This window comes from Legionella nautarum (assembly GCF_001467895.1).
GTDB classification, from domain to species: Bacteria; Pseudomonadota; Gammaproteobacteria; order Legionellales; family Legionellaceae; genus Tatlockia; species Tatlockia nautarum.
On the sequence record NZ_LNYO01000001.1, the window covers coordinates 62,657 to 89,532 of the forward strand.

Consider the following 26,876-nt stretch of genomic DNA (forward strand, 5'->3'; position numbering starts at 1 on the left):
AGCTCATGAAAATACAACATACTTTTTCCCAAAATCCAAGTTTGGCGCATCATAGCCTTTTAAATACGGTTTGTGCACCTTTGGAGACAATTGGAGTGCATTTTTTTGGTTATACAGCAGTTGATCAAGAGGGAAATGCATTTTGTTTAGGTTCAAAAGCAGATTATGCAGCAGAATATCTTCGACGCAATCATGCACGCAACGATGTGCATACCCATGCTGAAAATGCTCGAAAACAGTTCCATTATGATTTCTGGGATTACCTAGAAATGAATAAAAACACCGAAGAGCTCTATCAAATGGCAGCCGCCTTTAATCAGGGACATACACTAACTATTACCAAACACGATGAAAATATGACGCATTGCTATCATTTCAGCGGCCATTTAACTGACGACGCTATCAATCAACGTTATCTTGAAAAAATGGATTCTCTCCATGCTTTTATCAGTTATTTTAGTGATTGTATGAAGACTATCCCCGAGCTTGCTGCTGTCTATAACCTTCCTATCAATATTGATGAAACAGCAAAACAAGAGAAAAAAATTAATCTTATATTCTCTGATCCACGAAAAATTGATTTTGAGAAAGAAGCAAACAATAGGCTTTATTTCAAACACCAGTCACGTTATTACCTGACTCCAAAGGAACGAGAGTGTCTTCAATGGCTACGATTAGGAAAATCAGCTTCATTGGTTGCAGAAATTAAACAGGTTTCGCGTAAAACGATTGAGCGATACATTGAGTCCATTAAAGCAAAATATGATTGCTACACTCTAATTCAGATTGGTGAGAAAATAGCTAAAACTGGGTTGGCTACTTTTTTAGATCTACAAACTGGAAAAGCCGCTTAGTTTTTATTAAGACTTAGTTTGGGTTTAGGCTTATGGTGCTGCCCGCCTAAGCTGCGGTATGTAGGCACGACAACAGAAGCTGCGGGACGTTAGAAATTAGGTCAAATTCTTAGCAGCCCCATTAAGCCAAAGCCCAATCTACATTGGCCCTTGATGCCAACTCGCTCTAGCACGAAATAACGCAGGTAAATCGGCGACTGTTTTCCTATGAGGTTGACTCAGGCTAAAAATTTCACGTTGTTTTTGATAATAAACACCCAAAGGCACAGGAAACTCAGGAAAGTTAAGACGTGCAAGACGCATCGCTGCGATAAAATTACTCGAATCGTGGCGATATGCCAATTCTCCCTGATAGGCTACCTGGAGTAAGGATTCATCCTCTAAGGTTAAAGCCCATTCTTTCTCGGCGCCAAATAATAAAGGCTCGCCCTCTTCCAATACAATTGTCTTGTCTGCACGGTTTGTTTTTACAGCAAAGGCATCGAAGGCACCGTGATTGAAGATATTGCAATCTTGATAAATCTCTACAAAAGAACAACCTTGATGTTCATAGGCTTTCTTGAGAATTGCAGCCAAATGCGTAGGATCTTTATCCACTGCACGAGCGACAAAACTAGCGCCCGATGCCAGCGCAATCATCAACGGATTAATCGGTTCATTAGACACGCCCTCAGGTGACGTTTTGGTCACCTGCCCTTTTTGCGAAGTGGGTGAAAATTGCCCCTTGGTCAGACCGTAAACTTGATTATTAAAAAGCAAGATATTCACATTCACATTCCGTCTCAGGCAATGAATTAAGTGATTGCCGCCGATACTTAAAGCATCTCCATCGCCGGTAATCACCCAAACCGTTAAATCATCTCGCATTGATTTAAGTCCAGTGGCTACTGCCGTTGCTCTCCCATGAATCGTATGGAAGCCGTAAGTATTCATGTAATAGGGTAATCGTCCCGCACAGCCGATTCCTGATATAAACACATGCTGTTCAGGTGCAAGACCTAATTCGGGTAGCAAACGTTGCAAGGCCGCCAGAATGGCATAATCGCCGCAGCCGGGGCACCATCGAACTTCAGTCGCATTAGTGAAGTCTTCACGTTTATAACTGTTGTTGTTCATAATTAATTTCCAATTGAATGGCTTTAACAAGCTGGCTTTCAGTAAAGGGTTGGCCATTGCATTGACTAATGGATTTCGCATCGACCAAATATTTAGCGCGCAGTAGTTGACATAATTGGCCGGAATTTAATTCAGCAACTAAAATTTTCTCATAGTTTGCGAATAACTCATTTAACCCTTCTGGAAAAGGATTCAAATGGCGCAAATGGAGCAACGCTAGGGGCAAACCTTCTGCATGACATTGATTGACGGCTGCTTTCAAACTTCCGTAAGTTGAGCCCCAGCCGATTAATAAAACCTTGGCATCGGCGTTACCTTCAATCACTAAGTTGCCATATTCTCGCGAAATACCGGCAATTTTTGCAGCTCGCAAATTAACCATTTTTTGATGATTTTCAGCGTCATAACTAACGCGTCCCTCTTCCCCCTGTTTTTCTAAACCACCAATTTGATGGATAAAACCTGGGGTACCGGGAATATTCCAGCTACGGGCTAACAGCTCATCTCGCTGATAGGGTTTAGGAAAACGATTAAAATTAATCTTGGGTATTTTAATGGATTCCAATGCTGGAATTCTCCAGGGCTCGGCCGCATTAGCGAGATAGGCATCCAATAAAACGATGACCGGCGTCATATATTTAGTTGCTATGGTAAAAGCTTCAATAATCGTATTAAAACAATCTGCTGATGATTGAGCTGCTAAAACAGGTAAAGGCGCTTCGCCATGACGACCATAGAGCGCTTGGCGCAAATCACTCTGGCCTGTTTTAGTGGGTAACCCTGTGGATGCGCCTGCTCGCTGCACATCGATTAATACGAGAGGCAATTCGGTCATTGCCGCTAAACCTAGACTTTCACTTTTTAAATCAAGACCGGGTCCGGAAGTACAGCTCAGTGCCAAATGACCGCCATAAGCAGCACCAATACAGGAGCACAAAGCAGCGATTTCATCTTCAGCCTGCAGCAAGCGCACGCCATAGTCAGCTAATCTTGCACATTCATGCAAAATGGCAGAGGCAGGTGTAATCGGATAACCAGATACGAAAACAGGAATTTTTGTACTGACCGAAAGAGTTGCTAGCGCTAAACCAACTGCTTCAACACCGGTAATTTGTCTGTATTCGCCGCTGTCGCGATTCACTTGCCCAAGCATAAATTGGCGACGACTTAATTCTAAAGTCATCGCATAGTTATAACCTGCCAAAAGAGTTAACTCGTTGGCTTTGGCAGTTTGCGGCTGGTTTTTAAATTTTTTAGCGATAAAAGCAAGGCAATTGTCCGTGGGTAAATCAAAAAGCCACAGCACTAACCCCAGCACATAAAAGTTTTTTGCTTTCTTCGCTTGCGCATGATTGATAGTGAGAGACTCAATCGCTTTTAAAGTTTGGGTAATTAAAGGCAAGGATATTAAATGATAAAGCTCAGCTGATTTATCCAAAAAATCGCTGGTTAGACCTGCTTTTTGCCAATCTTTATCGCTAAAACTATCCTCGTTAATAATAAGCAGTCCACCGGGGCTTAAATATTGCAGTGAGGTTTTCAAAGCCGCAGGGTTTAGGGCCACCAAAACATCTAGTGTTTCCCCAGCGGTAAAAATGGCTTGTTCCGCCATTGCGAGCTGGAATCCAGAAACACCTGCTACTGTTCCAGCAGGTGCTCGGATTTCGGCCGGGAAATCGGGTAAAGTTCGTACATCACGTCCACTCAGTGCGGCTGTGATCGTTAATTGTTCGCCTACTAGTTGCACTCCGTCCCCGGAGTCCCCGGTCAGACGGATAACAATTGAATCAGTCTTTGCCATAGTTCCTTGCTTCCAACATAAGTTGACGCATATCTCTCACTGCATTTTTCAAGCCAGAAAATAAAGCACGTGCAATGATTGCATGGCCAATGTTTAATTCATGAAACTCTTTTATCGCCGCGATTGGTTTCACATTGTGATAATGCAAACCGTGTCCGGCATTAACAATTAAATTAAAACTTGCCGCATACTCTGCTGCTTCTTTAATTCGCTGCAATTCTTGCTCTTGCTCCATCGGCGTTGTTGCATCGGCATAGCAACCCGTATGGATTTCGATAGCAGGCGCACCGACTTCAACCGCCGCATCAATTTGTCTTTTATCCGCATCGATAAACAAAGAAACTTCAGAGCCAATTTGCCTTAGACGTTTTACTGCATTAGCAACGGCTTGGTAATGACCTACGACATCTAAACCACCTTCTGTAGTTAATTCTTCACGTTTTTCAGGTACTAAACAAGCATGTTCTGGCTTGATTTCCTCAGCAAAATCAAGCATGGCTTCAGTTACAGCCAACTCTAAATTCATTCGAGTTTGTAATACTGCCTTGATAAGTCTGACATCACGCGCTTGAATATGACGCAAATCTTCCCGCATGTGCAGGGTAATGCCATCTGCACCAGCTTCTTCTGCGTCCATTGCTGCTTGAACTGGATCGGGATAACGAGTACCGCGGGCCTGGCGAAGAGTTGCGATATGATCAATATTAACGCCGAGTAAAATTTCTTTAAACATCATTTCCACCATCTGTTAAGTAATTATAATCCAAATTATGACGTTAAATGGAACTGACAGCTATAGTTGTATGGGAAAATGAGAAATTTAATCCGACTATTTTATTAATCCGTTCAGGCTGAGGAGCACGCATAACGTGCGTCTCAAAGCCTGTCCTGAGGCTCTCGAAGGGCCTGTCCTGAGGCTCTCGAAGGGCCTGTCCTGAGGCTCTCGAAGGGCCTGTCCTGAGGCTCTCGAAGGAGCCTTTTGCGGCACTTCGAGACAGCGCTGCGCGCTTCCTCAGTGCGAACGGGATAAACAAAACGATCATTGAGCAAAGTCTATTTAATTTTGTGAGGACACCTTAGAGCTCGAACAGATTAATAATAAGCTTATAGGTGTATTTTTTGTCTAATTTACAACATACTCTATTTTCTAGGGTACAAAGACCGCGATTTTAACTCTCTTCCACCTAAAAGATGATCAATCGCCTGGCGCATAATGAATTTCGCTGTCTTCAACACACTCAGCTCAGCGAGTTGCCCTTCTGCCAAAGCTAAAATATGTTCACCAGGAATCCCTGCATTGGCTGACACAAAGCCTTCTCCAGGAAGAAGTTGATAACATTGATTTGCGCGAATAGAGTCTAGTGAATGCGCTTCATGAGTAAAAGATAAGGAATAACCACAGGCAAGCAGCAATGCCCATTCGAAACGCCTCAACAAAACCTCTAGGGCTAATTTATCGTTGAGCAGTGCTAACCCTTGGATGGTTTCTTGATAAATGGCAAAAAGCTCGGGGCAAGCATCCATCGGTCGCAGTGCATAAAAAATCAATTCATTGACATAAAGTCCAGCAAAAAGTGAGTTAGCTTTCAATTCAATAGGTTCTTTTTGAATTTCAAGTTGACGGACAAAATAATAGTCTTTTCTCACATCCACAGCTAACCACAAGGGTATAAAGGGCTGTATAATGGCTTGTTTTTTAGGCGTCCGCCCCCCTTTATACAAGCAATTGAGAATTCCTTTTTCGCGGGTAAAAAAGCTCACCCGCGCACTGCTGTCTCCAGAAGGACTTTTATGTAAAACCCAAGCTTCGACTGTCTCAGTTGTCATAGCCCAATTGTCTTAATAAACGCTCGTCATCAGCCCAACCCGATTTCACTTTACACCAGCATTGTAAAAAGACTTTTTTACCAAGTAATTGTTCCATATCCAAGCGGGCACTAGTGGCCATTTCTTTTAATTTTTTCCCTTTATCGCCAATGATGATGCGCTTGTGGTTGTCTTTATCGACCAAGATTAACGCATGGATGCGCACTAGATTCCCTTCATCTTTATAGGATTCAATATCCACAGTGGTTGAATAAGGTAACTCTTGACCACAGAGGCGAAATATTTTTTCGCGTAATAATTCGGCGCATAGAAATTTAACAGAGCGATCGGTAAATTGATCATCAGCAAATAAATGAGGTCCTTCAGGTAGAAATGCTTTTAATCGCTCTTCTAACTGATTAACTTGCATACCTGTTTTCGCCGATAGCGGGATGATAGCCGCAAAATCATGCCGCTGGCTTATGGTTTCGATCCAGGGTAATAGTTGACTTTTTTCGGTAATTTTGTCTACTTTGTTTACAGCGAGTATACAGGGGGCCTTTGCTTGTTTAATCAGCTGCAAAACATGCTCATCTTCTTCCTTCCAATGCGTACCATCGACAATAAAAACAATGACGTCCACATCACGCAATACTGCATTGGCTGTTTTATTCATCAAGCGATTCATCACTTTCTTCGATCCTTGGTGAATACCTGGCGTATCGACATAAACGTATTGATATTCGCCTTCCGTTTGTATACCTAAAATACTGTGTCTTGTTGTTTGCGGTTTTCGAGAAGTGATACTCAATTTTTGCTGCAATATACAATTTAAAAGGGTGGACTTACCCACATTAGGCCGCCCAACTAGGGCAATATAACCACAATAGCTTGTCATTTAAACTCTATTCCTGTTTGCTTTTAGTGCACTTTAACAATAAAAAACAGCTTTTATGCTATTAAAGATGCTATTTTGACAATTTTGAAAGCAAATTTAACATATTTTGCTTGCCTTAAAAACATAAAAATTTATACTTGTCACCAAGGTATAGAACCCTACCCCATTTTTCTTATGCGCACCATCATTCCATTATCAGTTAGGCCTCACGATTTCTACGCATCGCCTACAGTTACGGCCTCAGCAACGAGTGAACATGCCGGCATCGTGATCTATGGCTTTTTCAAAGCACAATATTTACTCCCTGATGGGGATTATTTGTTGATGATCGCCAATCATAATAATGATGCCACACAATTACTATATATCACTCATGATGCAGAAAAATTACGTGCTTTACCAGGTAAGCGCTGCGCCTCAATTGTAGCGAATGCAATTAGCCAACTAAATCGTTATCGTATTCGTTCTGATAACTATTCCAAACCTCGTACAGAGACACAGCTTGCGAAATATGAGTTAACTCTTTCAGCTATTGGACGTCTTGAAGGTCTATTAGAGCAGGAACGAGAATTAGCCATCGAAGATTGGGATGCCCAAGAAAGATTGCGCCGTGAGGTTCTTAGCATTCTCTGCGAATGCGAAGATGGCAATCGCCTATTATCGAATAACCCCGTGATTTCCGAGGGCGAATTAGGAAAAATTTTATATGAAGCACGGCAATCTGCCCAACATTATCAATTCAACCGAGTTTATCCAGTAAGCCGTATTGATCAACTTGACTTTACTAAAGAACCCACAAAAATACCTGACAAACGTCCTTTCTATGTCTGGGATAGCGAGCCACATATTGGCAATGATGAGACGGATCTATATAACACTCTAAGAGTTATTTGTCGGTTATACGAATTAAAATTAGGCTCCAAATTGGCGGGAATTCCCGCTAATCGCTTTGAGCGATTAGGATTATTTTTTAAAAATATATGGTTAAACAGCCGACAATTTATTGATTACTGGTCTTTACCACTTAAACCCTCACAGCCAAGCCAAACAACTAATTTATACACTGGCTTAGCCACAACCGAAATAAAACCCTACTATGCTTTAGATGGTGTTCCTCAGAAAGGTTACAGCGAGGAAGAAATTAGTGAAGCGGATCACATCAAGTTCTTTGAGCAAGATGGGCTATACTACCCTTTACCCAGTGGAGATGATTTAGTTTCCATCAGTGAATTAAGCGGAAAGCATCTCTATTTAGATCAACGAATTAAACTACAATTTAAAGCATTTTTTTCCAAATTGCCCAGTTTTTTCGTCTATGTTTATCGCAGCATAACTGAATTTATCACCCATGATCTTTACGATGATTTTATTAATCATATTCATCGTGATCATCCCGAAGCAGAAGCTAGAAAACCCAAAGTGGTATTTAAAAAAAGAACTTCTTTGCAGAAATATTTAATGTCATTGCAAGAAATTCTGCAAAGCGAAGAAGGATTGCTTGCGAATGGCCAGACCCTAGAGCAATTTATTCACACACAAATATCAAACTCTAATTATGTATTAGTACGTGAAGAACACCCTCCTAGCCCACCAACTTACGATAATCCTCTACACCGTTTGTTGGAGGTAACGCGACATATAGGTGCTTATTTTGTCGATCTCAGTGAAAAAAATCCAATCATAGGCACCCTAGCACTAGCAGCCTATGCGTATGGCGGCGGAGCCATTGTTGCACCAGAAACCCTCACAGCTTTATTAACTAAATTGCAGTTAAAAGGCTTAATTGCAGGGATAAAACCTACTCAAGCCTTTGCCCAATGGATGAGCCATGGCACAAGTGCAGAAGCAATTTCCGTCGCAGCGACTTATTGGCAAGGAATAGTGGTTGGCGGTGATCTGGATAAGTTTTTTATCGAAGCTGTTAAAATACTGAAAGATAACCCTGCAGAAGTAGCCATCATTACTGCTTTAGCAGTGACTCTGGGTTTTGGGCTGTGTGAAGCTATCCCTGCTTTACAAGAAGAGATGGGGCAATTTCCCTATGTCAATTATGCTTTCCTGGGTCTGAAAGGAGGTATAGCAATCAATGACACCATTATGCATCCAGGTAATGACTGGCTACTTGGCAGCATTAAGTGGTTGTTGAGAGGATCTCTCATTCTTATTAAATTCTTAATTGCGCCCTTTTTTGAAGGTTATTATTATGGAGGCGATGGATTTGTTTCTGGGTTGGAAAAAAGTATTTATCTATTAATTCGCACCGTCACACAAAGCATTGCAGCACTTCTTGATTTAACTTTAGCCCTATTGACCATGCCTTTTTTGGAAATATCTAGTATGTTCATCCACGTTCCTTTCAGAGGAATAACCAATTTCCTAGCTAAAACTTTAGCAACTTTAGGAAATTGGCAAGTCTTGGGTGAGACCATATTAAACTTTTCACCTGATTCTCTAGTACGCAATTATTTTTCAGATTTTCGCTTATCGCCACTGTATGGTTTTTCTAGTCCCTTTGGCCGCTATGTAGAAAATTCATTCCTTAATATTTTTCTTAATGGATTAATGTTGTTTATCTCTCCTCCTCTACAACTACTGAAAAACTTTATCGTACTTCCAGCCATTGATCTTATTTCTTTAATGACTCGCGCTAGTTTAACTCTTATGCATCCTGTTATTAAGGTTGTTGCTTTTTCAGTCGGTACTTTTCTCAAGACAAGTGGTTTCCTATGGGATAATAGTTGTGGCCTTCTGTTTCAGTGGGCTGCCAAAGGTCTAACCTTAGGAGCAAATTGGATTGACCATCAAGCTGGTCGATTTAAACAATTTACTTTAAGTAAAATTCAAATTTGTCGCCTTAGTATTTATAACTGGGCGTTTGACGATGAAGATCTTAGTTTACATAAAGTGAATGATGATCATAATTACCTCAAAGCCCATCCGATTAATGTAGAAAAATTACCTCATGGACATAATGAAAAAAAGAAATGTTTAATGGATTTACTACTTAGAGATAAATTAGAGGCAGTAACTCAGCCCAGACAGGAAACCGGTATCAATTATCCGCCCCTATTTTCACCCAGGGAGGAAGAGAGAAAACACCAAAAGGATTCGTCACAAGAAAGAGTTTATTCTAATGGATTTATATGAATAATAAGGGATTTTCTTTAGTTGAATTAATGATAGTGATTTTGATCCTTGGCCTTTTTGCAGTGTACACTTATCCTAGTTACCGTAATTCAATTGCTCAAGCGAGACGTGTCGACGGGCAAACCGCCTTACTCACACTTGCGAATCGTATGGAGGCTTATTATTCTCAACAACAGTCTTATCAAGGAGCAACGATAGCAACTGGCAATGAAAGCGATATTTTGGGAACAAATTATTCAGAGCAGAGTTGGTATAGATTAGAAATAACTGAACAAACCGATACCCACTTCAGCCTGCAAGCTATTCCAATTAAAGCTCAGGCTACTGCGGATAAACTCTGTCAAACACTGACCTTCAACAGCCTTGGCGTGAAAGGGATTAGCGCAGGACCAATGGGCTTACCTAGGGGACAGAGCTCTCAGTGCTGGTAGTATACAGTACAAGGTTAGCTCGCACGAAAGGCATTTTGACTACTGTATAGACAGTTCATTTGTGTATACACTATAATATTAGTTATTGTTTTCTTCGAGCTTTATCATGCCTGATCGCCCAAAATCTTCTAAAACCTTGACTCCACCGCCAAAGCCTACGCCTCGAGCAGAAGCTAAACTCAGCAAAACTCAAGTAGACAGCAAATCTAGCCACTTAGAAGATCTCAATGAGCGACTATTTGTCCAGCTCCTCGGCCAAACTGGCTTAAAAAACGCAAAACAAGCTGCAGCATTTTGGAAAAGTATTTCAGGTAAATCGGTTAAAGCACTCATTCACGAGCAAGTTGCTCTGTTTGCATCATTGAAACAAATTCAGCATCAAAACAATTTAGACAATTACATTAGAAAACTGCGCATTATGGCCTTCTTATATCTAATCGCTGTTTATAGAAAAAAGGCTCACGCTAAAGAATTAAACGCAGCTATTCAAAAACAAATTGATAAACTAGTTAGTCAAAATCAACACAGTGATATTCAAGAAGTTGAATCCTATCTTCCCGATGCAAACAAAATTGTTTTTTCACAAACTTATGCCGCTTATCAGCTAGCATCTCAACTTATTGACAGCGCTTTGCAAGGAAAACTTAAAGAAGCTCAAGCACTTGAAGAAGAATTAGTTGCCTTAGAAATTGAACACAAGAGAATTTTACAGCGTTACGCCGTCTTCGAAGATAGCCTTGATCAGTTAGATAAAGACTACGACCTTTTTGAACAAAGAACGCAGGGCAAATCAACTGAAGAAAAAATTAAAGATTTTAAAGAAATGATTGCCGCTCTTAATCAAGCTATTGATAAAAAACGAGAAGAAATAGATGAGCTCGTTAGCTCTAATCAGAACGAAGAAGTCACTAAGAAATTTGATGAACTCAATGCACTTAATGGCCGATCGGTCGGCATGGACGATATTTTAGCTGAACTGGAAGATAAAAAATCCTTTTATGATGCAAGCGGTATGCGAGTTCCATCATATAAAATGGCGTTTTTCATTCTTCCTCAGACCTTAAGAATTTATATCGACCCTCAATCTGGATTAGCCTATTTACTCACTGCAACGCCTAATCTCAGTGCTGCCGATCTGAAACATCGATTTGACGCTTTATCTGCTGATGATAAATCATCAGCACAGCGACATTATGAACACTCTAAACCAACTATTTCTAATATCAGACAGGTTGTTGGTACCAATAAAGATCAGGAACTAGCACTAAATCACAGCAAAACCCAACAAGCTTTGGCGCATAGTGATCGACTGCAACAGGAAATTTTAGATCTGAGCAATCAAGCAGCAGCGATTGCGGCCTTTATGGATCAAATTGCGAATGAATTAAGTCCGAATGCGCAATTACCTATGCCTAAACCGACAACGCCTACTCCCAGTCCTTCAGGTACGTCTGTAAAGAAAGACCATGTTTCTAAGGCACAAATTTATCGGCACATACTCGAATTAATTAAATCAAATCCGACAAAAGATGCCATTGATCGCTTTGCGGATAGTTTTAAATTAAAAGATGGAAAACCAAATAAAGAAGCGCAAGATTTAATCAGAAATACAATTATACCTGGTATGCCAATACCCAAAGTGGCAATGGATTTTCTACTGCAAAATTTACCCCGTTTAGCTGTAACTGCTAACAGCCCAAGAGTGACTCCTATTCCAGATAAAACTCCAGACAAAGTAATAACCCCAGCGCCCCCTAATCCGTTTAAAACAACCCCATTTTAGAGTAATTTCCAGTAAAGCTTTTTATGTGGGCTTAATTTCTACCCCCCCAGGCTCGTCCTCGAAACGCGAACATAAGAAACGGGGGTTAATCTTACCCTATTCAGTCTCTAAGGTATCCCCCCGAAATGAGTATCTAAGAAACTTGTGTTAATTTATATCGTTCAGCCTGGGGAGAGCACGCATGGCGTGCGTCTCGAAGCCTGTCCTGAGGCTCTCGAAGAGCCTGTCCTGAAGTTCTCGAGGGGCATTTCGGGGCACTTCGAGACAGCGCTGCGCGCTTCCTCAGTGCGAACGGAGTTAGGTTAAAAAAATTTTTCTCTATTTTATCTGACACCGTTCGGACTGAGGAGGCGTTTACGCCGTCTCGAAGTCTCACATCAGGATTTGCAAAGCTTTGAGACGACCTAACTGCTCCGTGCAGCCTGAGGGGCACATTCCTAGAGGGCGCCTGTCTAGGAATGACGTTTGTCTGTGAGTGCATCAACCTATTTATCGCAATCATTGGTTTGCGGTTATCTACTTTTTAGGCCTTGTGAAAAAGTGAGCTAGAGATTGGTAACGCGCATCTCCCAGCTGCCTTTTTTATTCGCTCAAATTCTCAAGTTAAATTTTATTAAACACTATAGAAAAAATTTTTAAAAAATTGTCTGAAATAAAATTTTTTCCTAAATACTTATATAGATAACACTTGATATGCAAGCCTAACTCTTCTAACATGGACAAATTACAGCTTGTTTAGCGAACCCATTATGATGAGTGATAAACTGTTTGGAAATCAATCAATTATTGTAACTTTAGACGTCGATGCACTGTTGTTCGACAAACTGAAGCAAATTGGTCAAGCAGGTTTTTCCGTTGTTGAGATTAATTGCAGTGAGCAAGCGCTGTTAAAAAAAATTATTGATGATTTCCCCAAATTACGTGTTGGAGCAGGTAACATCACAAATACGCAACAACTCGAAGAATGTTATAACGCTGGAGTACATTTTGTATCCAGTCCTGGCTTTTTACCCGCTATCGCACAAACTGCCGCGATCTATTCAATCAATCATCTTCCAGGCATTGCAACTATTTCTGAGGCGATGCAAGTCATGGCCTTAGGTTATCATCAAGCTCGGCCTTACCCTGCTAATTTAGCCTTTTGTGCATCGCTTAATAAGTGTTTGCCTATGCTACGCTTATTTCCAGCGGAAGTAGAATGGGATGAGGCTGAGCACTACCTTAGTCTCCCAGCCGTTGCTGCGGTTAGCATTGTTAATCCCGAAAGTAAGCATTTGATTGCTTTATCACATGCCTTATCGGCTGGGGTTTTTGCATAAATCGATAAGCAGTAGAAACGCGCCAATACAAATAGCGGTATCAGCAAGATTAAAAACAGGCCAGTGATGGTTCTCATAATAAACATCAATGAAATCAATGACATGGCCAAGCACTGCTCTGTCATAGAGATTTCCTACAGCACCGCCGAGAATTAAGCTTACAGCCAGAGATTGCAGCCTTGCTTTTGTCGATAATCGCGCTAGCCATGCCACTAAAATTATACTCATGACTATGCTAAACCCGGCAAAAAACCATCGATGCCAACTTCCTGTACCACTTAAAAAACTAAAAGCGGCGCCAGTATTGTAAGCTAGGGTAAAATTAAACATTGAGAACAGAGGTTCCGGCTCATACGGAATTAAATTAGTAGCAGCCCAGTATTTACTAAGCTGATCCGCAAGTATGACTATAAGACTTAAAAGAAACCAGGGCCATTTTTTCATGCGAAATGTCTCACCTCATCACGACCGCTAATATTATCAATACAACGTTGGCATAATTCAGGATGTTCAGAATCTGAACCGACTTCTTCACGTCGATGCCAACAGCGTCCACATTTTTCGTACTCACTTGCACGAACAGAAATGGCAAGATCTAAATCACTAGATCTTAAAATCTCAGCTTTACACTGATCCATCGGTTTTACAATAGCAGAAGAAGTGATTAACACAAACCGTAATTCTTCGCCTAATTTGCTTAGTACAGGAAATAATTGCTCGCCTGCGTAAAGAGTGACTTCTGCAGCTAAAGCTGAGCCAATGACACCTTCTTTGCGTTGGCTTTCAAGCGCTTTATTGACCTCGTTTCGCACTGCCTGGAGTTGTTGCCAGAATATCATGTCCATCGTTTCAATTTGTGGCCATTGTTCGTACCATTGCTCAAGAAAGACCGATTCACTGCGTTCACCAGGTATGAACTGCCAAATCTCATCTGCAGTAAACGATAAAATCGGGGCTAACCAACGCGTTAAAGCTTGCACAATGTGATACATCGCCGTTTGGCATGAACGTCTGGCCAAGCTGTTTTTGGCTGTCGTGTATTGACGATCCTTAATTACATCAAGATAGAAACTTCCCATATCTACAGCACAGAAATTATGAATCTTCTGATAAATGACATGGAAATGATAATTCTTATAAGCTTCTTTAATTTCTTCTTGTAATTCTTGACTACGTTTAATTGCCCAGCGATCTAATTCAACGAGTTGCGTTGCTTTAAGTAGATTCTCTTCTGGTACAAAATCAAATAAATTAGCCAGCAAAAATCGAGCGGTATTGCGAATACGACGATAAGCATCGGCATTACGTTTGATTATTTCTTCGGAAATACTTACTTCATGGCGATAATCAGTCGAGGCAACCCACAAGCGCAAAATATCAGCACCATGTTGATTCACTAGTTTATCAAGAGCAACGTAATTACCCTTGGATTTAGATAATTTTTTCCCTTCCGCATCGACTGTATATCCATGGGTTAATACCGTTTTATAGGGTGCATGGCCGTAGATAGCAACAGCAGTGGTGAGTGATGAATTAAACCAACCACGGTGCTGATCAGAACCCTCAAAATAAACGTCCGCAGGTAAACCAAGCTTTTCATTTTGTTTTAAAACACAATAATGAGACACGCCGGAATCAAACCACACATCAAGAGTATCGCTAATCTTTTCATAGTCATTCGCATCAGCACCTAAAAACTCGGCGATATCCAGGTCGAACCAGGCATTAATTCCGCTTTTTTCAACTTTTAAAGCAATCTGCTCAAGCAATTCTATCGTTTTTGGATGAAGCTCTCTTGTTGACTTATGCACAAATAAAGGCATCGGTGTACCCCAAGCACGCTGCCTTGAAATACACCAATCTGGTCTTGTTTCAACCATGTTAGCGATGCGAGCCTTACCCCAATCAGGAACCCAATTCACTTTCTCAATTTCTGCTTTAATCGCTTGACGTAAGCCATTTTTATCCATGGCAATAAACCATTGAGGCGTAGCAAGAAAAATCATCGGTGTTTTATGGCGCCAGCAAAGAGGATAGCTGTGACGTATTGATTCATGATGTAAAAGAACCTGATGCTCTTGCAACACTTCAATAATTTTTTCATTAACTTTTAAAACAGAAAGGCCGGCAAATAAGGGTACATCCTTAGCATAGCAACCATTTGCCATCACGGGATTAATAAGCGGTAGATGGTAAGCCTGCCCTACTTGGTAATCCTCGGGTCCATGCGCTGGCGCAGTATGCACACAGCCTGTACCTGAATCGATGGTAACATGCCCGCCAAGAATGAGTGGTACCTGACGTTCATTAAAGGGATGCCGTAATGAAATTTTTTCAAAAACTTGACCTTTTGCCTTACCTTTAATTTGATAATTTTCAATGCCATAGCGGGCCATTACCGACTTCAGCAAATCATGACTGAGTAGATAATAGTTGTCACCGATATCCACTAGAACGTATTCATACTCTGGGTGCAAACAAACTGCTTCATTTGCAGGCAAGCTCCAGGGGGTTGTCGTCCAGATTGGCACTATGACTGGCTTCAGGGTTAACGAACTATCGACTAACGCTAGGATCTTTTCAGGCTCGGCTGCATAAAAAGCGACATCAATGGAGGGTGAAGTTTTATCTTCATATTCAACTTCCGCTTCAGCCAAAGCAGAACCACATTCGATACACCAATGAACCGGCTTAAATCCTTGCTGTAGATGCCCATTTTCAATTACTTTGCCTAAAGCACGAATAATATTGGCTTCATAAGAGTAATCCATTGTAACGTAGGGATGTTGCCAATCGCCGAAGACACCTAAACGCTCAAACTCTTTACGTTGAATATCAATTTGGCTTGCCGCATATTCCCGGCATTTAGCACGAAACTCTGCGGCGCTAATTTTCATGCCCGCTTTACCTACTTTTTTCTCAACATTCAACTCAATAGGCAAGCCATGGCAATCCCAACCCGGGACAAAAGGCGCATCAAAACCACTCAGGGCTTTTGATTTGGTAATAATATCTTTAAGAATTTTGTTAAGCGCATGTCCACAATGTAAATGTCCATTCGCATACGGAGGACCGTCATGCAGAATAAAACGCTTTGAGCCAGCACCAAAATCTCTCATTTTTTCATAGATAGCTTTAGTTTGCCAGTTGACAATCATCTGTGGCTCACGTTGAGCAAGATTAGCCTTCATTGGAAAAGAGGTATCTGGTAAATTTAAAGTATCTTTGTATTCTGCCATCTGTGCCTACTCTGTTAATGCATTAAGTTTAAAACAGCTATGCGGTAATAGTTCACCTTTCCCGTACGTTAGATGAGGTACGGGCTTAGCAATTAGCTTATAGCCCCAGGCTTATCGTAGACTCATCTTGAACCTTACTCAAATATGCCTTCGCCGCAGCAACATCATCATGAATTTGCTTGATCAACGCGTCCACTGATGAAAATTTAACCTCATCTCGTAATTTGTGCAAGAAAAACACTTGCAACATCTCGCCATATATATTGCCATCAAAATCAAATAAATGAATTTCGAGGATATTTTTTGTACCATCAACCGTTGGTCTGGATCCTAAATTAGCCACCCCTTCTAACCAGTCGCCATTAGCTCTGTGGACCTTGGCGCAAAACACCCCTTTGAGAGGGAGAGCTAAGCGGTGCATAGTCAGATTAGCAGTTGGAATTCCCCATTGTCTTCCACGCTCATTTCCTTTAACCACCCGACCGCAAAGACTAAAGGTTCTACCGAGTAAAACTGATGCTTGCTCAAGCTGTCCCTGAGCGAGTGCCTCTCTAATTTTAGTTGAACTTACACGAATATGGTTAATTGAATGGTCAGGGAAAGTTTCAACAACACAACCTGTTTGTTCGCCTATGCTTTTCAGCAAAGACACATCCCCTGAACGATCTTGCCCAAAACGAAAATCCGTTCCAACTAATAAATATTTCGCTTGCAACCAAGAAAAAAAATAGCGCTGAGCAAACTCTTGAGCTGACAATAAAGCAAAGGCCTCATTAAATTTAAGGCAGCAAAGATAGTCAACTTTGCAAGACTTAAGTATTTGCGACTTTTCGCGCAAACTCGTTAGTCTGGCAGGTGCCTGCTGGCCACGAAAATATTCTGCAGGTTGCGGTTCAAATAAAAGAACTACTAGGGGTAATTGTCGTTTATCAGCCTCTGCTCTCAAAGCAGCTAACAACGCTTGATGCCCTAAGTGCACACCATCAAAATTACCAATAGCCGCTACTGTGCCCTTTGCAAAATAAGGAACTTTAGCCAATCCGCGTAACAGCTTCATATTAAATCAAAAGATAAAAAGAAAAGATTATACCGAGTTTATCTAAGATTGAGAAATTAAAATAAAAATAGAGACTTTTTTTAATTTTGCATGCTTTTAGACCGTGATCGAGCTTCAAGACCACCCTAAAGTGGAAAAACCTTGCCTGGCTCAACAGCAGTCCCGATAATCTTCAAAGTCTTGCGCCTTATTTTCTCCCCACGCACTAGACTCACTTGCCGTAGTGGAACATCAAATTGACGAGCGATAAATTTAAGTAAAGCCACATTTGCTCGCCCTTCAATTGCCGGCGTATTTAATCGGATTTTAAGCGCATCATCGTATATTCCTACTATTTCTGTCGATTTTGCGCCGGGTTGAACATAAATATATATTGTTAGGCTTTCAGCATCAGATTTATACCACACTACTTTTTCCTTGATTGATTAGGATGAAAGAGAATTGCCCTTTTTGTCCTCATGACCTTTTTCAGATTGATTATCGTCTTTCTTACTAGTACTGTCAGAACTATCTGGAGTAAAGAGAGAATGTCTTCCTAAAACACCGCGATGATGCCATTGAACACGGTTAACTTGCTCATCCCTCTCATGCTCAGCTGCAACAGGCGAGTGCTCACCAACACGACGCTGCTCCATGAGGACATATTCTATAAAACCAAGCCTATCCCTACGCTTTAGTTTGTACTGAAACTGGTAGGAAAACACGTAATTATAAATAGGTTGATTAGCAATCTTATCTCGGTATTGCGGATTATCAAATTCATTATCTGTACTAAATAACACCGTTTCAACCCCATCAACCTGCTCAATAAGCCTTAATACCGCTGTTTTTTGATCAGAAGCGACCTCAAAGAAAAATCGTTTAGGTTCGCCAGCAAGAATATTCACACAGGCATTGATCAGAAAAAATGGAATTTGATAAAAACCTTCTTCATCTCTTGCCACAGATAAAGGCAATAAACCTCTTTTGAAGTCTTCAGAAAAAATAGGGTCAGTAATTTCATACCTTACATAGGGGGGGGCTTTATACTCCTCTAACTCGGTAATTCGTATAATTTGAAAATTACAAACATAAGATTCCACTCCTAAATTCTTGGTAACTTTCTCACGCAAATCTCTTTTTATGTTGAATTGATCATGTATTCTCTGATTTCTTACATGCATCAAATACAGATCCAAATCAACACTAACTGTGTTAAAAGCAATACTGATACAGCCTTCATGACTTGCATAATAAGCAGCACAGGTGAGCAGTTCAGTAAACGAAATATTATCCCCAGCAAATCCAGTATGATAAGGAATTGTCTCTTGCCCTCCAGTATGCTGACTGAATTGATCAGGGGTGGTTAGCTTACTAATTGTAAAATTAGCTGATTGGCTAGTAGTAGCCTGTTCGCCTCCTAAGTTAACCGCTACCCCTCCTTCACTCGGATCAAAATCAATGCCGCGCCTCATCAATTTTACTCTTTTTTCTCTAGTCATCCTCTCATCATATCCCCTGTAAACAAAAGGAGAAAAAACTTCATTTAAATTATGTAAGCGAACCAGTTCTTTCTTTATTGTATTTTGAAAATATAAAATAGATTCTGAACGAATTGTTTCGCTGATAATGGCAATGATTAGTTCTGAAATATCGCTGCCTTGCTTTTGGATTTCCTCCCTAGAGAGATTAAAATTAGTTTCCAACCAGTGATAGATAAATTCCTCTTTTTCCTTGGCTGATCCCTCTTCAGTATTAAGCGAGGTAACCAGGTCTATTAATTCATAGACCTCAGCTCTCTGATTAAGATCATCAATTTGATAAGCAATCGCATGAAATCGCGCAAAAAAAGTTAAATCTTTATCCCAAACTTCTAAAGGAATTTGCTCAACCCACTGATAAACAAGATTATTTAAGATTCTCTTATGCAGTTTGTTAGCTATTTCTTTGAGTGTTTCTTCATTTTTAAGGAATTCTTGTAGATGAGAAGCATAAAATACATCCATTCTTAATTGAAACTCATGAAGTTTAAATACAGATGCATTTAACATATATCCCATTAGAAACGATTTAGATTCTTCATCTCTAGTTTCCATCGTCTTTACGATGAATTGAGTAAAATCTTCTTTAGCCTCTAATAAATTTTGGCGAACAGTTGCAAAATTTTGTAATTTTAAATCAACTTCTTTTGTTTCTTTACTGAGACTTTTTTTATTGTTTTTGTATCTTTCATATACTTCAAACCAGTATCTAAAATCCCGTTCTTTTTCTAAAAATAAACTCCAATTTCTTGGGTGGTTATTCTCAATAAAATCAGAAAATAGTTCTTTTTCAACCTTCAGTTGATATAGTTTTTTGAATACATCTTTCAGACCGTTTTCTTGAATTTTTTTTGATACATATTCAATATTTCTTTCGTTAAGCTCTATATATCTTTCATTAGCATGCTTAAGGAGCATTAAATCTTCTAATTTTTTCTCCTCTTTTTGTAATCGCAAGCGAAAATTAACATAAGAAATAATAGTCAAAAATACAATCGCGTCTTCATCATTAGAATTTTCAGCTATTTCTGTCAGAACGCTAATATATTGCTTAAGGTGAACTTGCCTCATTAATAAATTATCAATCATTTCATGAAAGGCTGCTGCATAAACTTGATTATGATCTACCGGACTCTGTCCTGTCATTTGCGTTAGATAATTAACCACGACTCTAGCCGAAGTCACATCCACAGCCCGTAAAATATCGGTATATCTATCTACAACTTCTGCAGAAACTTCATAAGAAGGGCTTGAAAAAATAGCTTGAACTTTTTTATGGATATCCCAGGGAGTTTCATCGTTTTTGTTGGTTTCTTCTTCAAGTTCAGGTGCTTTATGGCGCAGCCACGCTAAAATAGAAGAGCCCGCTTGGTCCATGGCATATAAACAGTGTAAAAGATTATTTCCCTCATCAGTTTTTGAATAGACTAAATGAGGATACTCTTCAAGTAACTCTTGTAGCCGTTCTAAATCATCCTCTTTGATTGCTTGAAAAAGCTCAAGCTTCATATCTGCAAGCATATTTTCCCGTGGTCTAATAATGAAAATTAATTATACACTAATATGATTTCTTGTGCGTATTTGAGCCTTGGCCCAACCTACTATAACCTTGCAGCAACATGTTATTTACTGCTAAAGCGTCTGCGAACCACAACAAAGAAAATTGGCACAAAAAAGATGGCTAGAACTGTTGCTGTGAGCATGCCTCCAGCAACTCCAGTACCTACCGCATTTTGCGCACCTGAACCGGCACCGGTACTTATTACCAACGGAAGAACGCCAAAAATGAACGCGATGGAAGTCATTAATATCGGGCGCAAGCGCATGCGGACTGCTTCAAGGGTCGCTTCAATCAGTCCTTTGTTTTCTTTCACGATCAAATCCTTGGCAAATTCAACAATTAAAATCGCATTTTTTGCTGATAAACCAATCGTTGTTAACAGTCCTACTTGGAAATAGACATCATTATTCATACTGCGCAGGCTTGCCGCTAATAAAGCACCAATAACACCAAGCGGGACAACCAGCATGACTGAAAACGGAATTGACCAACTTTCATATAACGCAGCCAAACAGAGGAAAACAACTAGCAAGGAAATTGCATATAATGCCGGCGCTTGATCGCCAGACAAACGTTCTTGATAGGACATTCCAGTCCAGTCATAGCCTACACCTGGAGGTAACTTGTCTGCTAATGAGGCCATCAACCGCATTGCCTCACCACTACTTTTCCCCATAGCCGCCTCCCCCAAAATTTCCATCGAGGGTAGACCATTGTAACGTTCTAAACGCGGTGAACCATATCTCCAATAGGTTGAACCAAAAGCAGAAAAAGGAACCATTTGTCCCTTATCCCCTCTCACAAACCAGGATTTACTGTCATCAGGCAGCATTCGATAAGGGGCGGCACCCTGTACGTATACTTTTTTTACACGGCCGCGATCAATAAAATCATTCACATAAGTACTGCCTAAAGCGATAGAAATTGTTTGATTAATATCAGTAATGGCAACCCCTAAAGCATTCGCTTTTTCTTGGTCAATGGCTAATTTGAACTGCGGCGTATCCTCCAAACCATTGGGTCTAACACGCATAAGGGTATCTGGGTGTTGAGCGACCATCTCTAATAATTGATTACGCGCTTCCGTTAATTTTTCATGACCGATATTAGCCTTATCCACTAATTGAAAATCAAAACCACTTGCAGTTCCCAATTCAATAATCGCAGGCAAGTTAAAAGCGAAAACCAAACCATCTTTGATATGGGAAAATTCCCCCATCGCTCTTCCGATAATTGCAGGAGCCTTATTCTCGGCTCCTTTGCGTTCATCCCAACTTTTTAAGGTACTAAACGCAATACCCGAATTTTGGCCACGACCATTAAAACCAAAGCCGACAACAGTGAAGGTAGACACGACATTATCTTTTTCTTTGGTCGCATAATAACGATAAATTTGATCCGCAACTTTTTGGGTACGCTCTTGAGTCGCTCCTGCAGGCAATTGCATCATGGTTAAAACAAGACCTTGATCTTCTTCGGGCAAAAAAGAGGTCGGCAAAGTTAAAAACAGATAACCCATCCCTAAAACAATTAGTAAATAAATGAGAAGATAGCGTCCTGTTTTACGTAGAAGTTTTTCGACGGTATCGTGGTAAAGATGGGTAGCACTATCAAAACCACGATTGAACCAGCCAAAAAAACCGGTCTTCACCTGTTCAGCTACGGTGGGAGGTTTTAAGATAGATGCACATAAAGCAGGCGTTAGAACGAGTGCAACTAAAACTGAAAGAGCCATTGCCGACACGATCGTCACCGAAAACTGACGGTAGATGACGCCTGTTGAACCACCAAAAAAAGCCATCGGAATAAATACCGCAGAAAGGACCATGGCAATACCCACGAGAGCGCCCTGAATTTGCCCCATTGAACGACGTGTTGCTTCTTTCGGCCCCAGATTTTCCTCCACCATCACTCGCTCAACGTTTTCAACAACGACAATCGCATCGTCTACCAACAAACCAATAGCAAGCACCATCCCAAACATGGTAAGTGTATTAATAGAGAAACCTAAAATAGATAGGATAGCGAAGGTACCTAACAATACGATGGGAACAGCAATAGTAGGAATAAGTGTTGCTCTAATATTTTGCAAAAATAAGTACATCACGAGGAAGACAAGAATAATTGCTTCGCAGAGCGTTTTCACCACTTCATGAATCGAAAGTTTCACAAAGGGTGTCGTATCATAAGGGTATACAATTTTGAAATCAGGAGGAAAAAAAGGCTCCATATTGGCAATAGCAGCTTTCACAGCCGCCGCTGTATTTAAGGCATTGGCGCCAACAGCCAACTTGATACCTAAACCGGCTGCTGGTTTGCCATTATAACGCGCAATGACATCATAATTTTCGCCACCAAGTTCAACTCGTGCAACATCACGTAAGCGCACTTGCGAACCATCGGGATTAACTTTGAGTAATATTTTTCCAAATTCATCAGGCGATTTTAGACGTGTTTGGGCTATGATGGAGGCGTTTAATTGTTGTCCAGTGACGGCCGGTGTCCCCCCTAATTGCCCCGCAGCAATTTGATTATTTTGTGCTTTAATTGCATAAATAATATCAGAAGGCTGTAATTGATAATTATTCAACTTATTTGGATCCAGCCAGATTCGCATGGAATACTGGGATCCAAAAAGTTGTACATCCCCTACCCCATTTAAGCGGCTAATAGAATCTTTGATATTTGACGCAACATAATCCGCTAAATCGTACTGATCCATCGTGCCATTTTCAGACACGGCGCCTAACACTAAAAGAAAACTGCTACTGGATTTTTTTACACTTATTCCTTGCTGTTGTACCTCTTGGGGTAATAACGGCATTGCCAATTGTAATTTATTTTGCACCTGCACCTGAGCGATATCAGCATTAGCCTTAGAATCAAAAGTAAGTTTAATAGTCACTGTTCCAGAAGAATCGCTTTGCGAAGACATATACATGAGATTATCAATTCCGCTCATGTTTTGTTCAATAATTTGCGTAACCGTATCTTGAACAGTTTGTGCATCCGCACCTGGATACATTGCCGTAATTGCTACTGCAGGAGGCGCAACTGAAGGATATTGAGCAACAGGCAATTTTAAAAGTGCTAAAGCGCCGCCTAGCATTACAAGGATAGCCAGAACCCAAGCAAAGATTGGTCTATCTATAAAAAAATCAGACATGATTTAACTACTCTTTTGAGGACTAGGCTCAGATTTGTCCCCTGCAGCCATATCTTGCAAACTGTCTTCGGCTTCAACCGCACTGACCACAGCACCAGGTCGTATTTTTAGCTGGCCAGTAACCACTACTTTATCGCCAGCATTCAAGCCGCTCACAACAACCCATTTATCGCGTATAGCTTGCCCCGTCACCAAGGTACGCATTGCTACCTTGCCTTGAGCATCAACAACTAAGGCAGTGGCTTCACCTTTCGCGTTACGGGTAATTCCTTGTTGCGGTGCTAAAATAGCTTGCTCTTTTACCCCTTCAATAATTCGTGCGCGCACAAACATACCGGGCAATAATTCAAGATTCTGATTAGGGAAAATTGCTCGCAAGGTGATTGAACCGGTTGCTTCATCGACAGTCACATCTGAAAACTGTAGGGTTCCCTTTTGGGAATATAAACTACCATCTTCAAGAAACAACTGAACGGCAACGCTATCTGCGCCTTTGGTCAGTGAGCCTTTTGCTAATTCTCGTTTTAATCGCAAAAAATCAGTCGAGGATTGTGTAACATCCACATAAATCGGATCAAGTTGCTGTATAGAAGCTAAGGCCATAGGTTGATTTGCTGTAACTAAAGCGCCCTCTGTTACACCCGATCTCCCAATACGTCCGGTAATGGGTGAATTCACCTTAGTGTAGAGGAGATTAATATGTGCATTTTCTAAAACTGCCTTTGCAGCGATAATTGCAGCGTCGTTCTGTTTTGCAGCAGCAACGGCAGCGTCGTAAGTTTGACGACTCACATAATTGGTTCCTAACAAAGGCTTGTAGCGATTAACTGTTAGATGAGCAATTTCGGCGTTGGCTTCAGCCTTAGCAAGCTCAGCCTGAGCACTCTCATAAGCCGCTTGATAAGTAGCAGGATCAATTTGATATAAAGACTGTCCAGCTTGAACATCACTACCCTCGGTGAATTGGCGCTTTAAAATAATTCCACCCACCTGAGGTCTTACTTCCGCCACCCGATAGGCATGCGTCCTGCCTGGTAATTCAGTCGTTAGAGTAAGTTTTTCTGTTTTAAGCGTGACTACACCTACTTCTGGTGCTGCTTTAACTATTTTGGATTGTTCATTGCTACAACTTGTGAGTAAAGCTATGCTAGAACAAATAAATAGGAAAGCAAATTGCATGAATCTACCTCTATCTTCCATAAAACACCTTAATACAACTAGGATTCCCATGATTTGGGGGATATAAGAATAACCTGCTAGAAACCAGATAACAACTTTATTCTATAAAACTGGGGTTACCCTAGATAGGCTGTAGGTCAATTCTTCGGGAGTTGGGGCCTTGGCCTCAAAAATTCATTTGATAATTAAACTCATCTTAAATTTTGAGTCCTATTGCAATTTTTATTAAAGAATATTATTAAAGAAGTTTATTTTAATCCAGCCCCCCGGCTCTTTAACTATTCCTGGAGTAACCCTAATCATGGAAGCTGCAATAGTTTGCTTAATCCTTTTGCTTTTAATGGTTATATCCGGCGTTATTTCCCGGTTTATACCCTCATTACCGACGCCAATTATTCAAGTGACTTTAGGAGCTCTTATTGCGCTCTTTTTCCCAAATTTCCACCTTGGGTTCAACCATGAACTATTTATGTTATTGTTCATTCCCCCTTTACTTTTTAGCGACAGTTGGCGTTTTCCTAAGCGTGAGTTTTTGTTAAATACAAGAATGATCATTACGTTATCGATTGGCCTCGTTTTTTTTACTGTGGGAGGGGTAGGTTTTTTGGTGCATTGGTTAATACCGACCATTCCTTTGCCAGCAGCCTTTGCTTTAGCAGCAGCCCTCTCTCCTACTGACGCAGTTGCGCTCAGATCAATGACTGCAAAAGTCCGTATGCCAGAGCGAATTATGCATATTTTACAAGGTGAAGCCCTTTTAAATGATGCCTCAGGATTAGTTTCATTCAAATTTGCAGTCGCCGCGATGCTTACAGGTGTTTTTTCGATGAGTAAAGCGTTAATTGGTTTGTTTCTCATTGGTTTTGGCGGCATGATTATTGGCGCAATTCTAACTTATCTTTTTATTGCGGTTCTAGGACAATTAACCGTGAAAAACGAGCATGAAACCACAACAGAAAATTTACTCTTACTTCTACTTCCTTTTACTGCCTACCTTGCGGCAGAAAAATTAGGATTTTCAGGAATACTTGCTGCAGTTTCCGCTGGCTTTTCTATTGATAAAGCCGGTTTTTTAGATAGAACCATGGCAAGGATGCGCACCGAAGGTCATTTTGTCTGGGGAATGTTAGATATCACTTTAAACGGACTTATCTTTATACTTTTAGGGTTATATTTACCTCACGCGCTGCAATTACTGGCTAATACAGGCTATAGCCTATCCGACTGTGCGAAAATTATTGCCCTTATCAGTCTAACACTTGCCTTTCTACGTGCATTGTGGATTTATTTGACTATTCCCCTTGAGGTTTTAATTGCCCGGCGCAGGCATACTCCTTGGCGGTGGCCCAATTTAAGAATGGTAGCTGTTATCTCGCTAGGTGGTGTACGAGGTGCGATTGCCTTAGCTGCTATCTTATCTTTGCCAATTTTAATGACAGATGGTACGCCTTTTCCCGAGCGCGATCTTCTGATTATTTTAGTTGTTGGTGTTGTCCTTTGCTCATTACTCATCAGCACAATCGCTCTTCCCATGGTCCTACCTGGGCTTAATACACTCATTAATACACCACCTAACAATGAAGAAAATGAAGCACTTATCGCAGCTGCTCAAGCAGGAATTCAGGCCATTGAAAATCAGATGAAGATCTTCTGTGCGAACGCTGATCAGCAAGATGCTACGATTTGTATGCAAGTGGGTAACTCGCTTATAGTCGGTCTTAACCAATACATTGTTTCAAATATTGGTGCTGAAACTGAGAAATTAGCAAGTATAAAAGCAATAGAGTTTGAAAATCATTTACGCCTTATCGCTCTAGAAGGAGCAAGGCAAGAACTACGTTCGCTTAGAAAACAACGCAAAATTAACAATACGACCATGATGACAATTATTGCTAGACTTGATTTGCGACAGATTTCATTAATGAGTAGTTCAAAACAAAAGTTTCATTTACAAGTACCTAATTAACATTTCTGCAAAAAAAATGCTTAAAGGACAGGG

Annotated in this window: 18 protein-coding genes; 6 read left to right on the forward strand and 12 right to left on the reverse strand. The window is 40.7% G+C overall.

Features of this window, described 5'->3' with window-relative positions; all coding sequences use genetic code 11:
• Nucleotides 1-5: 5 nt before the first annotated feature.
• A complete protein-coding gene (locus Lnau_RS00275; protein ID WP_058503146.1) occupies nucleotides 6-854 on the forward strand; it encodes a helix-turn-helix transcriptional regulator in 849 nt (282 codons plus the stop codon).
• A gap of 138 nt (nucleotides 855-992) precedes the next feature.
• On the opposite strand, the gene Lnau_RS00280 is transcribed toward Lnau_RS00275, so the two are convergent.
• The 5 genes from Lnau_RS00280 to era all read right to left on the reverse strand — a co-directional run bounded on the left by Lnau_RS00280 (nucleotide 993) and on the right by era (nucleotide 6,475).
• Complete coding sequence (locus Lnau_RS00280; RefSeq protein WP_058503147.1) at nucleotides 993-1,970, reverse strand: 2-oxoacid:ferredoxin oxidoreductase subunit beta; 978 nt, start codon at nucleotides 1,968-1,970, stop codon at nucleotides 993-995.
• Nucleotides 1,951-3,771: a 2-oxoacid:acceptor oxidoreductase subunit alpha gene (locus Lnau_RS00285; protein WP_058503148.1), complete on the reverse strand. Its 1,821-nt coding sequence runs from the start codon at nucleotides 3,769-3,771 to the stop codon at nucleotides 1,951-1,953. Before Lnau_RS00285 ends, Lnau_RS00280 begins: the two co-directional genes overlap by 20 nt.
• Complete coding sequence (pdxJ, locus tag Lnau_RS00290; RefSeq protein WP_058503149.1) at nucleotides 3,758-4,504, reverse strand: pyridoxine 5'-phosphate synthase; 747 nt, start codon at nucleotides 4,502-4,504, stop codon at nucleotides 3,758-3,760. The genes Lnau_RS00285 and pdxJ overlap by 14 nt, the downstream gene beginning before the upstream one ends.
• Nucleotides 4,505-4,911: 407 nt before the next feature.
• On the reverse strand, nucleotides 4,912-5,598 hold the full coding sequence (recO, locus tag Lnau_RS00300; protein WP_058503151.1) for a DNA repair protein RecO: 687 nt from the start codon (nucleotides 5,596-5,598) through the stop codon (nucleotides 4,912-4,914).
• Nucleotides 5,588-6,475: a GTPase Era gene (gene era / locus Lnau_RS00305; protein WP_058503152.1), complete on the reverse strand. Its 888-nt coding sequence runs from the start codon at nucleotides 6,473-6,475 to the stop codon at nucleotides 5,588-5,590. Before era ends, recO begins: the two co-directional genes overlap by 11 nt.
• Before the next feature lie 75 nt (nucleotides 6,476-6,550).
• On the opposite strand from era, the gene Lnau_RS00310 reads away from it, so the two are divergent.
• The 4 genes from Lnau_RS00310 to Lnau_RS00325 all read left to right on the forward strand — a co-directional run bounded on the left by Lnau_RS00310 (nucleotide 6,551) and on the right by Lnau_RS00325 (nucleotide 13,155).
• Nucleotides 6,551-9,622, forward strand: a complete 3,072-nt coding sequence (locus Lnau_RS00310; RefSeq protein ID WP_058503153.1) for a hypothetical protein — start codon at nucleotides 6,551-6,553, stop codon at nucleotides 9,620-9,622.
• Complete coding sequence (locus Lnau_RS00315; protein WP_058503154.1) at nucleotides 9,619-10,053, forward strand: type IV pilin protein; 435 nt, start codon at nucleotides 9,619-9,621, stop codon at nucleotides 10,051-10,053. The genes Lnau_RS00310 and Lnau_RS00315 overlap by 4 nt, the downstream gene beginning before the upstream one ends.
• A 106-nt stretch (nucleotides 10,054-10,159) precedes the next feature.
• Nucleotides 10,160-11,836, forward strand: coding sequence for a hypothetical protein (locus Lnau_RS00320; RefSeq protein WP_058503155.1), 1,677 nt, complete (start codon nucleotides 10,160-10,162; stop codon nucleotides 11,834-11,836).
• Nucleotides 11,837-12,585: 749 nt separating this feature from the next.
• Nucleotides 12,586-13,155: a multidrug DMT transporter permease gene (locus Lnau_RS00325; RefSeq protein ID WP_058503156.1), complete on the forward strand. Its 570-nt coding sequence runs from the start codon at nucleotides 12,586-12,588 to the stop codon at nucleotides 13,153-13,155.
• Here the strand turns inward: Lnau_RS00325 and lspA are convergent.
• The 7 genes from lspA to Lnau_RS00360 form a co-directional block, all read right to left on the reverse strand.
• On the reverse strand, nucleotides 13,132-13,599 hold the full coding sequence (gene lspA, locus Lnau_RS00330; RefSeq protein WP_058503157.1) for a signal peptidase II: 468 nt from the start codon (nucleotides 13,597-13,599) through the stop codon (nucleotides 13,132-13,134). The genes Lnau_RS00325 and lspA overlap by 24 nt on opposite strands.
• Nucleotides 13,596-16,394 carry an isoleucine--tRNA ligase gene (gene ileS, locus Lnau_RS00335; protein WP_058503158.1) on the reverse strand — a complete coding sequence of 933 codons (2,799 nt, stop codon included), beginning with the start codon at nucleotides 16,392-16,394 and terminating at the stop codon, nucleotides 13,596-13,598. Before ileS ends, lspA begins: the two co-directional genes overlap by 4 nt.
• Nucleotides 16,395-16,491: 97 nt before the next feature.
• Nucleotides 16,492-17,451, reverse strand: a complete 960-nt coding sequence (gene ribF, locus Lnau_RS00340; RefSeq protein WP_058503159.1) for a bifunctional riboflavin kinase/FAD synthetase — start codon at nucleotides 17,449-17,451, stop codon at nucleotides 16,492-16,494.
• 125 nt (nucleotides 17,452-17,576) lie between these two features.
• Nucleotides 17,577-17,858 carry a DUF167 domain-containing protein gene (locus Lnau_RS00345; RefSeq protein ID WP_058503160.1) on the reverse strand — a complete coding sequence of 94 codons (282 nt, stop codon included), beginning with the start codon at nucleotides 17,856-17,858 and terminating at the stop codon, nucleotides 17,577-17,579.
• Nucleotides 17,859-17,876: 18 nt separating this feature from the next.
• A complete protein-coding gene (locus Lnau_RS00350; RefSeq protein WP_058503161.1) occupies nucleotides 17,877-20,492 on the reverse strand; it encodes a hypothetical protein in 2,616 nt (871 codons plus the stop codon).
• A 101-nt stretch (nucleotides 20,493-20,593) separates the two neighbouring features.
• Nucleotides 20,594-23,698: an efflux RND transporter permease subunit gene (locus Lnau_RS00355; protein ID WP_058503162.1), complete on the reverse strand. Its 3,105-nt coding sequence runs from the start codon at nucleotides 23,696-23,698 to the stop codon at nucleotides 20,594-20,596.
• A 3-nt stretch (nucleotides 23,699-23,701) separates the two neighbouring features.
• Nucleotides 23,702-24,877: an efflux RND transporter periplasmic adaptor subunit gene (locus Lnau_RS00360; RefSeq protein WP_058503291.1), complete on the reverse strand. Its 1,176-nt coding sequence runs from the start codon at nucleotides 24,875-24,877 to the stop codon at nucleotides 23,702-23,704.
• A 301-nt stretch (nucleotides 24,878-25,178) separates the two neighbouring features.
• Between Lnau_RS00360 and Lnau_RS00365 the strand changes: the two genes are divergently transcribed.
• Entirely contained in the window at nucleotides 25,179-26,843 is a 1,665-nt protein-coding gene (locus Lnau_RS00365; RefSeq protein WP_058503163.1) for a Na+/H+ antiporter, read from the forward strand.
• Nucleotides 26,844-26,876 lie beyond the last annotated feature (33 nt).

Excerpts from the sequence above, each read along its gene's own strand:
- Lnau_RS00275 (WP_058503146.1), top strand. The coding sequence starts at position 6 with ATGAAAATACAACATACTTTTTCCCAAAATCCAAGTTTGGCGCATCAT.
- Lnau_RS00280 (WP_058503147.1), bottom strand. The coding sequence starts at position 1,970 with ATGAACAACAACAGTTATAAACGTGAAGACTTCACTAATGCGACTGAA.
- Lnau_RS00285 (WP_058503148.1), bottom strand. The coding sequence starts at position 3,771 with ATGGCAAAGACTGATTCAATTGTTATCCGTCTGACCGGGGACTCCGGG.
- pdxJ (WP_058503149.1), bottom strand. The coding sequence starts at position 4,504 with ATGTTTAAAGAAATTTTACTCGGCGTTAATATTGATCATATCGCAACT.
- recO (WP_058503151.1), bottom strand. The coding sequence starts at position 5,598 with ATGACAACTGAGACAGTCGAAGCTTGGGTTTTACATAAAAGTCCTTCT.
- era (WP_058503152.1), bottom strand. The coding sequence starts at position 6,475 with ATGACAAGCTATTGTGGTTATATTGCCCTAGTTGGGCGGCCTAATGTG.
- Lnau_RS00315 (WP_058503154.1), top strand. The coding sequence starts at position 9,619 with ATGAATAATAAGGGATTTTCTTTAGTTGAATTAATGATAGTGATTTTG.
- Lnau_RS00320 (WP_058503155.1), top strand. The coding sequence starts at position 10,160 with ATGCCTGATCGCCCAAAATCTTCTAAAACCTTGACTCCACCGCCAAAG.
- Lnau_RS00325 (WP_058503156.1), top strand. The coding sequence starts at position 12,586 with ATGATGAGTGATAAACTGTTTGGAAATCAATCAATTATTGTAACTTTA.
- lspA (WP_058503157.1), bottom strand. The coding sequence starts at position 13,599 with ATGAAAAAATGGCCCTGGTTTCTTTTAAGTCTTATAGTCATACTTGCG.
- ileS (WP_058503158.1), bottom strand. The coding sequence starts at position 16,394 with ATGGCAGAATACAAAGATACTTTAAATTTACCAGATACCTCTTTTCCA.
- ribF (WP_058503159.1), bottom strand. The coding sequence starts at position 17,451 with ATGAAGCTGTTACGCGGATTGGCTAAAGTTCCTTATTTTGCAAAGGGC.
- Lnau_RS00350 (WP_058503161.1), bottom strand. The coding sequence starts at position 20,492 with ATGCTTGCAGATATGAAGCTTGAGCTTTTTCAAGCAATCAAAGAGGAT.
- Lnau_RS00355 (WP_058503162.1), bottom strand. The coding sequence starts at position 23,698 with ATGTCTGATTTTTTTATAGATAGACCAATCTTTGCTTGGGTTCTGGCT.
- Lnau_RS00360 (WP_058503291.1), bottom strand. The coding sequence starts at position 24,877 with ATGCAATTTGCTTTCCTATTTATTTGTTCTAGCATAGCTTTACTCACA.
- Lnau_RS00365 (WP_058503163.1), top strand. The coding sequence starts at position 25,179 with ATGGAAGCTGCAATAGTTTGCTTAATCCTTTTGCTTTTAATGGTTATA.